Annotated in this window: 14 protein-coding genes and 1 pseudogene; 4 read left to right on the top strand and 11 right to left on the bottom strand. The window is 57.1% G+C overall.

Features of this window, described 5'->3' with window-relative positions:
• Nucleotides 1-14: 14 nt before the first annotated feature.
• Nucleotides 15-1,340, bottom strand: a complete 1,326-nt coding sequence (locus JOY50_RS13490) for an MFS transporter (protein ID WP_169725132.1) — start codon at nt 1,338-1,340, stop codon at nt 15-17.
• Nucleotides 1,341-1,404: 64 nt separating this feature from the next.
• Entirely contained in the window at nt 1,405-2,403 is a 999-nt protein-coding gene (araD1, locus tag JOY50_RS13485; protein ID WP_019470840.1) for an AraD1 family protein, read from the bottom strand.
• 111 nt (nt 2,404-2,514) lie between these two features.
• Between araD1 and JOY50_RS13480 the strand changes: the two genes are divergently transcribed.
• Nucleotides 2,515-3,432 carry a LysR family transcriptional regulator gene (locus JOY50_RS13480; RefSeq protein ID WP_026034392.1) on the top strand — a complete coding sequence of 306 codons (918 nt, stop codon included), beginning with the start codon at nt 2,515-2,517 and terminating at the stop codon, nt 3,430-3,432.
• Between the two features lie 317 nt (nt 3,433-3,749).
• On the opposite strand, the gene JOY50_RS13475 is transcribed toward JOY50_RS13480, so the two are convergent.
• A complete protein-coding gene (locus tag JOY50_RS13475) occupies nt 3,750-4,337 on the bottom strand; it encodes a LysR family substrate-binding domain-containing protein (protein WP_243055396.1) in 588 nt (195 codons plus the stop codon).
• Between the two features lie 110 nt (nt 4,338-4,447).
• Between JOY50_RS13475 and JOY50_RS13470 the strand changes: the two genes are divergently transcribed.
• On the top strand, nt 4,448-5,212 hold the full coding sequence (locus JOY50_RS13470) for an MFS transporter (RefSeq protein WP_259374954.1): 765 nt from the start codon (nt 4,448-4,450) through the stop codon (nt 5,210-5,212).
• A 56-nt stretch (nt 5,213-5,268) separates the two neighbouring features.
• Nucleotides 5,269-5,745, top strand: a complete 477-nt coding sequence (locus tag JOY50_RS13465) for a type II 3-dehydroquinate dehydratase (protein ID WP_243055395.1) — start codon at nt 5,269-5,271, stop codon at nt 5,743-5,745.
• Between the two features lie 35 nt (nt 5,746-5,780).
• Here the strand turns inward: JOY50_RS13465 and JOY50_RS13460 are convergent, their stop codons facing one another.
• The 5 genes from JOY50_RS13460 to JOY50_RS13440 form a co-directional block, all read right to left on the bottom strand.
• A complete protein-coding gene (locus tag JOY50_RS13460) occupies nt 5,781-6,071 on the bottom strand; it encodes a cytochrome c5 family protein (RefSeq protein WP_132845558.1) in 291 nt (96 codons plus the stop codon).
• A 21-nt stretch (nt 6,072-6,092) separates the two neighbouring features.
• Entirely contained in the window at nt 6,093-6,887 is a 795-nt protein-coding gene (gene gloB / locus JOY50_RS13455; protein ID WP_243055394.1) for a hydroxyacylglutathione hydrolase, read from the bottom strand.
• On the bottom strand, nt 6,884-8,452 hold the full coding sequence (locus JOY50_RS13450; protein ID WP_243055393.1) for a GMC family oxidoreductase: 1,569 nt from the start codon (nt 8,450-8,452) through the stop codon (nt 6,884-6,886). The genes gloB and JOY50_RS13450 overlap by 4 nt, the downstream gene beginning before the upstream one ends.
• 10 nt (nt 8,453-8,462) lie before the next feature.
• Nucleotides 8,463-9,023: a tat (twin-arginine translocation) pathway signal sequence gene (locus JOY50_RS13445; protein ID WP_243055392.1), complete on the bottom strand. Its 561-nt coding sequence runs from the start codon at nt 9,021-9,023 to the stop codon at nt 8,463-8,465.
• A 120-nt stretch (nt 9,024-9,143) separates the two neighbouring features.
• Nucleotides 9,144-9,536, bottom strand: coding sequence for a VOC family protein (locus JOY50_RS13440; RefSeq protein ID WP_243055391.1), 393 nt, complete (start codon nt 9,534-9,536; stop codon nt 9,144-9,146).
• A 207-nt stretch (nt 9,537-9,743) separates the two neighbouring features.
• On the opposite strand from JOY50_RS13440, the gene JOY50_RS13435 reads away from it, so the two are divergent.
• Nucleotides 9,744-10,046 (top strand): ribbon-helix-helix domain-containing protein, encoded by a 303-nt coding sequence (locus tag JOY50_RS13435; protein WP_132845546.1) that lies wholly within the window; start codon nt 9,744-9,746, stop codon nt 10,044-10,046.
• An 86-nt stretch (nt 10,047-10,132) separates the two neighbouring features.
• Here JOY50_RS13435 and JOY50_RS13430 read toward each other — a convergent pair whose 3' ends face one another.
• The 3 genes and pseudogenes from JOY50_RS13430 to JOY50_RS13420 form a co-directional block, all read right to left on the bottom strand.
• Nucleotides 10,133-10,444 (bottom strand): hypothetical protein, encoded by a 312-nt coding sequence (locus JOY50_RS13430; RefSeq protein WP_132845543.1) that lies wholly within the window; start codon nt 10,442-10,444, stop codon nt 10,133-10,135.
• 22 nt (nt 10,445-10,466) lie between these two features.
• Entirely contained in the window at nt 10,467-11,336 is an 870-nt protein-coding gene (locus tag JOY50_RS13425) for a hypothetical protein (protein ID WP_138736386.1), read from the bottom strand.
• A gap of 1,235 nt (nt 11,337-12,571) precedes the next feature.
• Nucleotides 12,572-12,820 (bottom strand): annotated as a pseudogene (locus tag JOY50_RS13420) (hypothetical protein); the annotation flags it as partial.

The following is a 12,820-nucleotide window of genomic DNA, read 5'->3' as shown; positions in this document are numbered from 1 at the left end:
ATAGGGCGCGTGGCTCAGGCCAGCCCGCGCTCGCGGTAGTCGATCAGGCCAGAGAACAGCATCAGGCCGAAGGCCATGACCACGAAGAAGATCAGGGCGAGGAAATAGGAACCGGTGAACTGCACGATCAGGCCAATGAGGATCGGCACCAGCACGCCCACCATGTTGCCGCAGAAGTTCATGCTGCCGCCTAGCACGCCAGCTTTGGACTTGCCACCCAGGATCGCCGGCAGGCACCAGTACATGCCGCACCACCGGATGAAGAACAGCGCCACGCAGAGCAGGGCAATGACCAGGCCGGCATCCGGGGTGTAGGCCACAAGCAGGATGCACAGGGCGGCGACTGCGGCGGAGCCGGCGAACATGCTGCGCATCACCGTATTCGGCTGGCCACCTTTTGCTTTCCACTTGTCGGAGATCCAGCCGCCAATCAGTTCACCAATGAAACCACACATGAAGATCAGGAAAGTCGCACCACCCATCGCCTTGATATCGAGGTTGTGTGCCTGGTGCAGGTAGCTGGGCATCCAGGTCAGCAGCCCGTAGAACACGCTGTTGTAGCAGGCATAGCCAGCAAACATGCACAGTACCGAACGGCTCTTGAGCAATTCCTTGAGCACCGCCTTGCGGTTGCCGTTGGCCTTGCTCGCGGCGTCGTTGGCCTGGGTGATGTAAGCCAGTTCAGCGGCGTTGACTTGCGGGTGCTCGCTGGGGTGGTTGCGGATGTACCACCAGGCCCAGATACCGGCGGCCACCGTGCCGACCCCTGCGACGATAAAGGCGATGCGCCAAGAGTCGAACCAGGTAATCAGGCCCGCGATGATAATTGCGCCGAACGCGGTGCCCAGCGGCGCGCCGCCGTCGACCAGCGTGGCACCGCGGCCACGCTCGTTAGGCGTCAGCCAGGCACCATTGAGCTTTGCGCCGGCGGGCATGATCGGCGATTCTGCCACGCCCAGGCCAATGCGCGTGACCAGCAAGGTGATCCAGTTGTGAGCAAAACCGCCCAAGGCCTGGAAGGCACCCCAGCCGATGGTCGCTACGCCAATGATATTGCGCACCTGGAAGCGGTCGAGTAGCACCCCGGCAGGAATCTGCATCAAGGCGTATGACCAGAAGAACGCACTCAGGATCAAGCCTTCGAGCGCCGGGGTAAGTTCAAACTCGGCAGAAATCAACGGCAGCGCCACAGACAGGGAAGCGCGGTCAATGTAGTTGATCGCTGCCAGTAGCAGCAGGATCAGGAAGATGCGCCAGCGCACGGTGGTTGGCTTGGCGCTGTCGGTGTTGGCAGTCGCCAGGGCCGGCGCGGGGGCCGGAGGGTAGGGGCTGTTGTTCATGCTCATCTCACTTTTGTGATTGTTATGAAATGCTGCGGCGGCGCGGCCCTGCGCCGCCGTCGGGTCAGAGCGTCTTCACCGCGCCGGGTGAGATGGCCGCAGGCGTCTCGCTGATGCCGTTTCGCAGTGGGGCACCGAACTCCGCCAGGCTGATTTCGAACACATCGCCCTCGACGGCCTTGACCTGGTCGGCAAACGACAGCGTTGCAGTACCGAAGAAGTGGATGTGCACATCACCGGGGCGCAAAAACTGGCTGTACTTGAAATGGTGGTACTCGAGATTCTCCAACGAGTGGCACATGTTGTCCTCACCGCTGAGAAAATCCTTTTCCCAGATCACCTGGTCACCGCGCAGTATCCGGCTGGTGCCCTGCAGATGGCGTGGCAACTCGCCGACACGCAGTTCGGGGCCGAATGAGCAATTACGCAGCTTGGAATGCGCCAGGTACAGGTAGCTACGGCGCTCCATCACGTGGTCGGAAAACTCGTTGCCGATGGCAAAGCCCAGCCGGTAAGGCAGGCCATCATCACCGATCACATACAGGCCAGCCAGTTCCGGTTCTTCACCAGCATCCTCGGCGAAGGCGGGGGGCTGCAAGGCTTGCCCTGGGCGGACGACGATCGAGCCATCGCCCTTGTAGAACCACTCTGGCTGCGCACCGGCGCTACCTGCGGGGGGACGGCCACCTTCAATGCCCCATTGGAACATGCGCGCGGTGTCGGTGAGCGCCGCCCCGTCATCGATTTTTTGTTGGTGCATCTTGTCGCGGGTGGAGGCACTGCCCAGGTGCGTGAGCCCGGTTCCGCTGATCAGGCAATGTGCCGGGTCTTCGTGGTCGAGCGGTGGAAGGACCCGGCATTCGTTCAAGGCATCGCTGTAGCGCTGGCCGGTGCTGTCCAGGCCGCGTTCGAGCACTTCAGCGGCGAGACTGCGCTGGTTGCGGATGGCAGCGAGGGCCAGTTCTCGCAGATGCGTGGTGTGGCGCACAACCTGAATCAGGTCGCCTTCCACTACGCCGACATGGCGCTGGGCGGGTACGGTTTCAAATTGGATCAGGCGCATGCTGGCTCCGGTTTGTTGTTGTGGGGAAGCACTTGCCAGCCACTTTAAATTTCCGTGGCATTGCTGCCTAATGAGAGCTGCGGACTGCCCGATAACTTTTAGTGATCCCCTATGCTGCCATCATTAAGCTCCATGGCTTCGCGCCTTCGTTTACGCCAACTGCGCCTGTTGATCAGCCTTGACGAACTGGGCTCGATACACAAAGCCGCAGAGGCGATGTCGATCACCCAGCCTGGTGCCACCAAGGCGCTTAATGAAATTGAGTCTACCCTTGGCGCAGTACTGTTCGAGCGGACCAGCAAAGGGCTCGAAGCCAATGACCTGGGCCGCTGCGTGGTGCGTTATGCGCGGTTGATTGGCAATGACCTTGCGCATCTGCGTGAAGAGATGCTGGGCATTCTCCAAGGACATGGGGGACGTTTGTCGGTCGGCACCATCATGGGCGCGGTGCCGATCATGGTGGAAGGCCTGGCGCGGTTGCGCGAGAACCAACCGGACCTATCGGTATCGGTGGTAGAGGACACCAGTGACCGCTTGCTCAACCTGCTCGACCAAGGGCGTGTGGATGTGGTGATTTGCCGAACCAGCGTCAGCCCAAGGCCTACAGCCTATGAAAGCCGGGTTAAACATCAGGAGCAGTTGGTGCTGGTGGCAAACCCGGCGCATCCGCTGGCAGCCTGCGCAGCGTTGACGCTTGAGCAACTGGCGCAATCGCGCTGGGTGGTGTTCCCGGTAAACATGCCCATGCGTCTTACCCTTGAGCGCGAGTTTCGCGAGGCCGGCTTGAGCTTCCCGCAGTACCCCATTGAAACCTCGTCGACTTTCACGACGCTGTCCATGCTCATGCAAGATCGCGATCTGCTTGCGGTGATGCCGTGGGACGTCGCCAGGATGGCCCTGGACCACGGGATGCTTGTGCGTTTGCCGCTGCAACTCAAGTCGCGAAGCGAGCCTTACGAGGTGGTGACTCGAGTGGGTGTCGAGCTGAGCAAGCCTGCGCAAGTGCTGGTAGACATTTTAATGGACTAAACCCCTTCGAGTGCCCGCGAGGCCCGATCAGAGCCAGAGCTTCACTACACAGATCGAACAGCTTGGTACATCGATGAGAAATCGCGCACAAAAGAAAGCCCGCTGCTAGGCGGGCAAGGTCTATCACACGTAGGGATAGCTCAAGAATGCGTATACACGCGTGAAAATTACGTGAATGAAAAGTCCTTGAGATGTCATGAACGTCTGCGCGAAGGTGCCGCCCGCTGATATTTCAGGCGCCATGCTCACAGGGGTCTCCTGAGGGCTGATTGCCATGCTTCATCTTGGTCGATTCGGCTCATTGGCTGCAGCCGCTGTCATTTCAGCCAATTTCCCGCCTCTTCTACAAAGTGCATTACAGCTCGCGAGCGCTCGTCCACGCGTGTAATGAGCGACAATTCGCTCTGCATGTCTGGCTGCTTAAGCTGAAGGGTACGGATGCCTGGCATGCTCAGATGCGTGAGGGTTTCCGGGAGAATGCTGATCCCGATGCCGGCGGCTATCAGGCCGGGAATACTCATCAGCGACGGTACGTACATGATGTTGGCGGGATGCAGCTGGTACTGGCGGCATAATTGCAAGGTGTGCGAGGTGAGGCCGATCCCCGCCGGGTCTTCCAGGAAGATGAATTTCTCTTGCCGAAGGGATGCCAGATCGCCGTTGAAATCCCGCGCCAGCGCATGGTTGTCCGGGGTCAGAAGGACTAACCTGGAGAGGCTGAAACAGTGGGTGCGTAGTCGGTCGGGCAAATGGTCTTTGAAGATACGGGCAAAGCCGATATCGATTTTCCCTTCAAGCAATAAATCGAATTGGGCCTGAATCCGCGCATCCAGCAACGTTACCTTAACCTCGGGATAGGCGCTGAAGTAATGCCGCATCAGTTGAGGGAGGTTAGCTTCGAGCAACGCCGAGTGCTAACCGATCGTGATCTCTCCAATTTCCCCCCGTCTTGCTCGCCGAGCAGCGGCTACCGCCAGGTCACTGGAATAGAGCGCATCGGCGGATTCCCTTCCTCTTGAGCTTCGTGCTCGTGGTGGTGGCGATCTTCATTCGGCTCAAGGTCAGCGAGACACCAGCCTTTGTCGCTTTGAAGCAGGACGAAACACCCCACGTTGGAGGCCCTTTGAAAGATGTGCTGAGGATCCATTCTCGTACCATCTTGCGCCTGATGTTCTTTTTCTGCTCACCCGCTGCTCTGTTTTACCTGATCGTGATTTTCACACTCAGCTACCTGGTCAAGCAACTCGGTATGCCGCAGTCCATGGGGTTCATGTCCCTGATGGTGGCTAACGTCTGCGCGATTTTTGGCGCGCTGGCTGGCGGGTACCTCAGTGAACGATGGGGACGCAAGAAAGCGCTCGCCTTCGGCTCATGCATGACCCTCGGGATTCTGCTGGTGTACTTCCCAATGCTGAACACGCAGCAACCCGCCATGATCATGGCAGCCATGGGACTGTTCCTTGGATTCACCCAGTTCCAGAGCGGGATCCAACCCGTTGCGTTCGCCGAAGCGTTCCCCACCAACGTGCGCTATACCGGCTCGGCTCTGGCTTATACCGGCGCCAACCTGCTGATTGGCGGCCCGATGCCTATTCTCGCCGTGTGGCTGATGAGTCAGACCGGCAATTCGCCATGGTTGCTCGTCGCGATATGCGCTGCGATCAACCTGGTGTCGCTTGCGATGATCCTGATAGGGCCAGAAACCCGCGGAATCGATCTCAGCAAGTCCGAACCAGCAGAGAACGTAACCTTCAGCAACTCCCCTCAATACCTCAAGTGAAAGCGGAGCCATACCATGAGTCGCGCAGTTTTTGTCCTGAATGGCCCAACCTGAATATGCTGGGTCGCCGCGAGCCGGAAATTTACGGCACAACGACCCTGCAGCAGGTTCAGCAAAGCTGTGAGCAGCTTGCGAACGAGCTGGATCTGGTTTGCGAGTTTCGTCAAACGAACAGCGAAGCGGTGATGGTTGACTGGATCCAGGAGGCATTCGACAAGAACGCCGCAGTGATCATCAATCCGGCTGGCCTTTCGTTTAATTCAATCCCGGTGCTCGATGCGCTGAAATTGATCAAGGCGCCACTGGTGGAAGTCCACATTTCGAACATTCATGCACGCGATGAGCTCCATCGAAACTCGATCATGTCCACCGTGGCTAATGGCGTGATTGCAGGGGGGTGGAGGGATATCTGCTGGCGCTTAGAGCAGTGTGTACACGGCTATCCGAACGATGGCCAACAAGCCTTGCTGCTTCGGCCTCGCGCTGAAATCAAGCGTGTGACTGAAGCGCAAGACATCCATAGGAGCTCTTGAAATAACCGTTTTTAAATCAGAGCTCCTTTCGGTCATCAGCGGGACATCCAGCCTATCGTAGCCGCGAGGTCTTCGTCGCTACAGTCACTGCAGAGTCCACGTGGTGGCATGACACTCAATCCATTCACTACGTTTTTGAGCAGTACGTCTTGCCCTTGAGCCAGGCGTGGTTGCCATGCAGCGACATCACCTTTCTTGGGCGCGTTGGGGAGTTGACCGTTGTGGCACATGGCACAGGTTTTCGCGAATACGGCCTCAGGCTCTTGGCCTGCCTGGGCAGAAGCAATCATGAAGGCTGTAGCGGCAATCAGCAGTGTTTGTCTCATGGATGATCTTCTTCTTGTTGTTCAAAAAATGTCTTTCCACTGGCGCATGGCTGCAAAGCATTCTTCGGCGGTTGTGATGGACAGGCCCGCTTGGCGTTGGACAACCTCAACGATCTTCGCTTCTCGCACACGGAGGAACGGGTTAATTGCGCGTTCAACGCTAATGCGGGTAGGTAAGGTGCACTGCCCGCGGATGCGGATTTCGCTGACCTCAGCCAAGCGCTCGGCGATTTGCTGATTGCCTGGGTCGACAGCCAAAGCAAAACGCAGGTTGGAGAGGGTGTACTCATGTGCGCAGTACACCCGCGTCTGCTCTGGCAGCACGGCAAGGCGTTCGAGCGACGTCAGCATCTGCAGCGGCGTACCCTCGAAGAGGCGCCCACAGCCGGCGCTGAACAGCGTGTCCCCGCTAAACAGCACATCCTCATCAACCAGGTGGTAGGCCAGGTGCCCGCAAGTATGGCCAGGCACCCCGATCACGCGAATGGTTCGCCCCAGTACCTGGATTGAATCACCGTCCTTCAGTGGCCGATCCCTGGCAGGGATCGGCTCGTTTGCAGGGCCATGCACGCGGAGATCGAATGCAGACTTCAGCTTCTCTACACCCCCCACATGGTCGCTGTGATGGTGAGTGACCAGCACATCGGTGAGCGCCCAGCCGGAATGCTCAGCCAACCAGGCTTGAACTGACCCGGCATCACCTGGATCTACAACCGCACAGGCCTGGTTTGAGTGATCGAGCAGAAGCCAGATGTAGTTGTCGGTAAACGCCGTGAGTGCGCAAATCTCCAAGCGGTTGTCGGCGATGCTAGTCATGCCGCATGCGTCCTCAAAGCATCAGCAATGTACTCAGCCTGACGGATCGCCAGACTGACGATCGTCAGGGTAGGGTTCTCGGCTGCGCTGGTGGTGAACTGACTGCCATCTGAAATGAACAGATTTGGCACTTCATGGCTTTGCCCGTATTTGTTGCAAACACCATCGGCTTCCTTGTGGCTCATACGACAAGTGCCCATGTTATGAGTCGAGGGGTAGGGTGGTACGCGGTGGGTCTTCAGTGCACCGACGGCCTCATAGACCGCGCTACCTTGCTGATAGGCGTGCTCGCGCATTGCAATATCGTTGGGGTGGTCGTCGTAGTGCACGTTGGCCACAGGAATGCCAAAGCGGTCTTTGACGTTATCGCTCAGGGTAATGCGATTGGTTTCCCGGGGCATGTCCTCACCGACCAGCCACATGCCAGCCAGATGCGTGTAGTTGTCCATGACGCGGGTGAAGTCGCGTCCCCAGGCGCCGGGGTTGAAGAACGCAGCCATGAAGGAAGGGCCAAGCGAGATGGTTTCCATTTCGTAGCCTCCGACAAAGCCCCTGTCGGGATTGAAGTGCACCTCGTCACCGATCAGGCCGGCCATGATGGTGCCGCGGTAGAAATGCACCGGGTCCTTGAACTCTGCGAACACAGATCCGGTGGTATGGCGCATGTAGTGCTTACCGACCATCCCGGAGCCGTTGCCAATGCCATGAGGGAACAATGTGCTGGTCGAATTAAGCAGTAGGCGAGGGGTTTCGATGGCATTGCCTGCGACCGCAACAAGTCGCGCTTTTTGGCGTTGCAGACGCCCTTGCGCATCTGCGTAGACCACACCAGTGGCTCGCCCCTTTGCATCGTGCTCGATCTTTACTGCGTGCGCCTGCGTACGGAGCTCAAGCTTGCCTGTGGCCTCCGCTGCCGGAATCTCGGTGTACAGCGTTGACCACTTTGCCCCCATCTTGCAGCCCTGGAAGCAGAAGCCAAGTTGCATGCACTGAGCGCGTCCTGCGCGGGCACGGCTGTTGATCGCCATGTGGCCGGTACTGCACTTTTTGTAGCCAAGCTTGCGAGCACCGTTGTACATCACCTGAAAATTGTTGTTTCCCGGTAGCCCAGGAATGTCGTTGGTGCGCGTCACGCCCATCTTGTCTTCGGCCCTTGCATAGAAGGGCTCCAGTTCAGCGAGCGTCAATGGCCAGTCGAGCAGGTTCGCATCCTTGATGTCGCCATAGGTCTGCCGCGCTCGGAATTCATGCTCCTGGAATCTAAGGCTGGCACCTGCCCAGTGAGTGGTAGTTCCACCCACCGTTTTGCAGATCCAGGCGGGGAGGTTCGGGAAGTCCTTGGCGATCTGCCAAGAGCCCGAGGTAGTACGGGTATCGCCCCACGACAATTGCTCGAAGGAGGGCCATTCGTCATTGATGAAAGTGGCAGAGGACTGGCGCTGGCCAGCCTCCAGCAGAACGACTGGAATACCCTTCTGGCACAGTTCATTGGCCAGTGTTCCACCACCCGCACCCGAGCCGATGATCACCACTACCGAGTCGTCGTCGAAATTGAATGTGGTCATGTACGCATCCTCAGGAAAAGGCGGGAGGGCTGGCTTCGGTAGGGGCAGCAGGTAGCCACTTCAAGTCGTTGAAGCCGCGCATCAGGTAACCGCCTTTGGGGAAAGAGGCACCTTCGTAGCCGAAGTGCTGGTAGGCGAGTTCGTTGCTGTACAGGGCATTGACCGAGACTGACCTGACCAAAGTGAAAAACGGGGTGGTCTGGATCGACTCGAGCACGGCCAATTGGCGCGGCTCATCCAGATTCAGCCAGGCGCCATCAGCTGACTTGTCCAGCTCGTTCAAACCTTGTTCAAGCAGGGGAAGAATGGAAGGGTCAGTCACGGCGCGGTCGTCCAAGGCTTTGATCGCAAAGGCGTACACAGCGTCTTCCATCTGATCGTGAGGGTAGATCCGGCGCACTACAACCATCAGTCGTGCGGCTTGATCGTTGTTCAGCATTTTCATCTCAAGCGCCCAGGTGGTACTGGGGGCGAGCAGGGCGATGGGGCCGGAGGTGAAAAGCAACGTGCCCAAGAGAATTCCGCCGCTGCCTTTCAGAAAGCTACGGCGGCTGGCTTGTATATCCTGCATGCTGTTCTCCTTGTTGTTTTTATTAGGAGCCTGACATCACGGGTGCTGCTTTGTTGGGGATTGGCGTTTGCCGCGCAATATTGATGGACGACGCCCAGGCGGCTGATGCTTGTGGCTGCGTTACTGATAGTGGCCGGCGCGCTGCAACACCTCGATCTTGTAGCCATCCGGGTCCTGGATGAAGAAGAAGCGAGCGAGCAGCGCTTCACCACGCTTGAATTCCTTGATGGGGGCAGGAGAGAGCCCCATTTCGCTCAAGCGAGCGTGATGGTGATCGAGGTCTTCTACTGCGAAGGCGACATGGCCATACCCACTGCCGTGGGTGTAGCCGTCTTGGCCCTTGTTCCAGGTCAGTTCGATTTCGGCACCGCTGTCCCGGTCGCGTAGGTAGACGAGCGAGAAGTCGTCGAACTCAAGGCGGTGGGATTCCTGCAGGTCGAATGCTTGTCCGTAGAAACGCATGGAGGCATCCAGGTCACCTACACGGATCATGGTGTGAAGGAATTTCGGCATGATCAGGCTTTCCTGTGGTGTTGTTATGCACTCAGGATGGCAGTATGAAAAATTGATGGGTAATAAGTGGCTATTACGTGCGCCCCAAAAGCAAAAGGGACACGTGTAATAGCGGTGTATTACCCATGTGCTGCTTAGGGGCGGTACCTTCAGGCGTGGGCGTATGCCCTCGACGTGACTTAGCCAGGTAAAGCCAGCGGAGGCACCATGTGTGAGCTGTATGTGAAGGCAGACCCGATCCTTTATGAATCGCGCTCGCGCTCCTTGCGCATCCGGGGCGTGGTCACCACCCTGCGTCTGGAAAACCAGTTCTGGGACATCCTGACCGAGATTGCTGCAGCGGATAGCGTCAGCACCAATCAGCTCATCGCCAAGCTGTACGAGGAGGTCATGGACTACCGCGGAGAAGTGGTGAATTTTGCTTCGTTCCTGAGGGTAAGCTGCACCCGCTACCTCAGCCAAAAGCAGGTGACCAATAGGGTGGTGCCACTTTCAATCGCAGCGGGGTAAGCCTGTGCCCTGTTGGGCTGTGCCTTTGATGCTGGCGTTCGGAGGGTGAGTTCGCCGGACGCTTACGTATAGTTGGACTCCTTCAGCTATCTTTCGTAAGTCTCCCCGCCGGTGCTGATCTTGTAAATCGTTTCCGAATAAGGCAAGCGAGCAATGATAGTCGTAGCCTTCACTACTCCTGCCATGGTCATCCCCCTACACATGAGGCTCACATAGCCCTGGATGCGAACGCACATGGCATCAGCGCTATCAATAAAATTCGTCTTGTTGAGGCGGAGCATGACGACTGTTCGACCTTCGGGGACTGCTCCGATCGGAGGTACGGCGAAGATCGTAATCTGGGTGTATACGACCAAGAAGAGCAGGGCGATACCCGCTGCCATGAGAGCTTTTTTCATGAGTGAGAGTCCTGTCTCGGATTCAGTCTATGCGCTTAACGATGCCGAACCGGCCTTCCTTGAAGTCGCTGGCACGGAGTACATCGGGGGCAGCCTGGTCGCAGCTGTAGGTCAGGTAGCTCACAGGGGGATTACCAAATCGATCCGAACTACGGTTCGCGCAGCCTGAAGATGAGGCAACGATGTAAAGCGGCTTGGTTATCGCCTCATTTGGGACTTGGAGTCCCATGGAGAATCTGATACTCGCCTTGTGAGCAAAGTCATTCGCGACATCATGGTAGTTACCGAGGAACGTCGCATAGCTACTCCAGCTCACAAATTCGAACCCCATGACGCCCAGTCGTTTGAGCTCGCCACCGTTTGACGCGTAGACCACCAACGGCGCGAGTCGTGGATCTTTGCTCTTGGACGAGTAAGTAACCTTTGCCGTGATGTACTTGGAGCCACGCTCGGCTGATCGGTACTCGTACCGATCACCGTAATCGTTGAAGCTCCATTGGCCGGTTATCTGGGCAGATTGAAGTGATACAGCGCTGTCGTCCGCCGTGAAGGAGGTTTTGACCGGGATCGCTTTCATCCCAAGGGCCGCCACCCGGCGCGCCTCTTGCTCTTTGGCCTCACGATCCTTGACCAGCTTCTGCAGGAGGCCGCTTCCGGTTGCGGCTTCAGCTGAATCGGGGTAGCGGGAAGTCAGCGAGGCCAGGGCTGCTCTGGTGGCTGCTTCGTCTCCACTGTCGTAAGCCTTTCTCACCTGGGCCAGCAATACGCCTGGTGTCTCTTTGAGCGTGGTGTTTTCCTGCTCCAGCTGCGCAATCCTGTGCTTGGCCGCGCTAATTTCTGCCTGCAGGGCTTTGACGTCTGAGCGAAGGCTTTCAGCCTGCTTCTTGTACACGTCGCCGCCATCTCCACAACCCGTAAGTGAGAGGCCCAGGCAGGCGACTAGTAAATCCTTTCTCAAGCTGCACTCCATTTGATCATTGGCCCCAACGGCGAGGATGGCAATCTACCATCATGCTTGAGTCGCCGGAAAGGGGCCCACGGTTTGTCTGTAGTTGGCCGTGCGGAGCTGGCCTTACGTTTACCCGCATGGGGCAAGTCAAAGCCTACAAGGAGAGGACTCAGCAAAAAAGCAGGTGAGGGCGCTTGCACTGAAATTAGGGCTCAGTTTTCTCAAGCGAAATTCGGGTAAATAAGGTATCGATCAAAGGCGTTGCCAAACGCCGACGGTAACCGGACTGGGCTGGTGGTCTTGGGATGGGGCTCAACCATGTGCCGTGTCCATCTCGCGTGAACTGGTCGATGCGTCCGGGGCTTGATGGGCCCCCCAGCACCGGCCACATGGGACGGACTGAATACCTCGCGATCGATAGGTACATCTGCATGAGGCGGCCGATATGCGGGCTTATTGAGAGATCACGGATGCTCTTGAGCATCTACTCAACCACCTCATCGGAGATGGTGCCTAGAGCTCCGGGCGCTTAAATACCAGCGATTTCGGCGTTTCAGTGCGACGTTTTCCCCAGAGGCATCAACGTCCTTAAGGTAGAAATCCATGGACTGTTTGACGCACAGAATCTCGCGTTTCCGCACGTTCTTGTCGATTTCTTCGGAAGAATCACCGTCAGGACTGGCACCACGGTTTCCTTGGAAAAGTGCCCAATTTGGGTTGAACGGCCAATCCCGGAAAGCTAAAGCTGCGCTACCTAGGAATCGAGTTTGTTTGCTTGGAGCAACCCAGGTGCTAGTTGGGTTGAGAATGAAGGCCGCGTAATCCTCAAATTTTCAGAGCGTCAGGTGGTGAAACGGAATGATTTTGCCTCGAACTGAGGTTTGTTGCGCCAATCGCGAAATGAGTGGAAAGTCCTATAATCCCATATTCCTTAGGCCAAACCGACTTTTTGAAAAAACGAGTGGAATTTTCAAAGGTTTTTCCATCAAAAAAACAAAAAAGATCGTGTTTTTCCACTCATTGTTTTCACCTATTTCGTGATTTTCCGCCCGTTGAATTGAATGATGTTGGACGCGACAGCCGCACCATGCTTGCGCGTTTTCCCCAGTTAGCTCAGCGCTGCCCAAATTGCTGCTCGCGAGCTTTCGCCTCACCGTAGCTTCGCTTGAAACCATGCGCTAGAAGCCCTGAACCCCGTCAATATTTCCATTAATATATAGAGTATCTCTCAATTGTTCGATAATGCTACGGCAATATTTGCTTAAATATATTGAGCCTTGGCTGTGGTCGTACCGACGCACTGAATCGCCCCTGGTTTCGTAGACACCTCCAAGCCTCATAATGAGGCCCAAATAGGAGGTGCCATGAGTCGTCAGCGTTACCCTGAAGAATTCAAGATCGAAGCGGTCAAGCAAGTGACCGAGAAA

The sequence above is a fragment of the Pseudomonas sp. BP01 genome, assembly GCF_022760795.1.
In the GTDB taxonomy this organism is placed as follows: domain Bacteria; phylum Pseudomonadota; class Gammaproteobacteria; order Pseudomonadales; family Pseudomonadaceae; genus Aquipseudomonas; species Aquipseudomonas putida_Q.
Note: the sequence above shows the minus strand (reverse complement) of the source record. Positions and strands in the feature narration are given on the sequence as shown.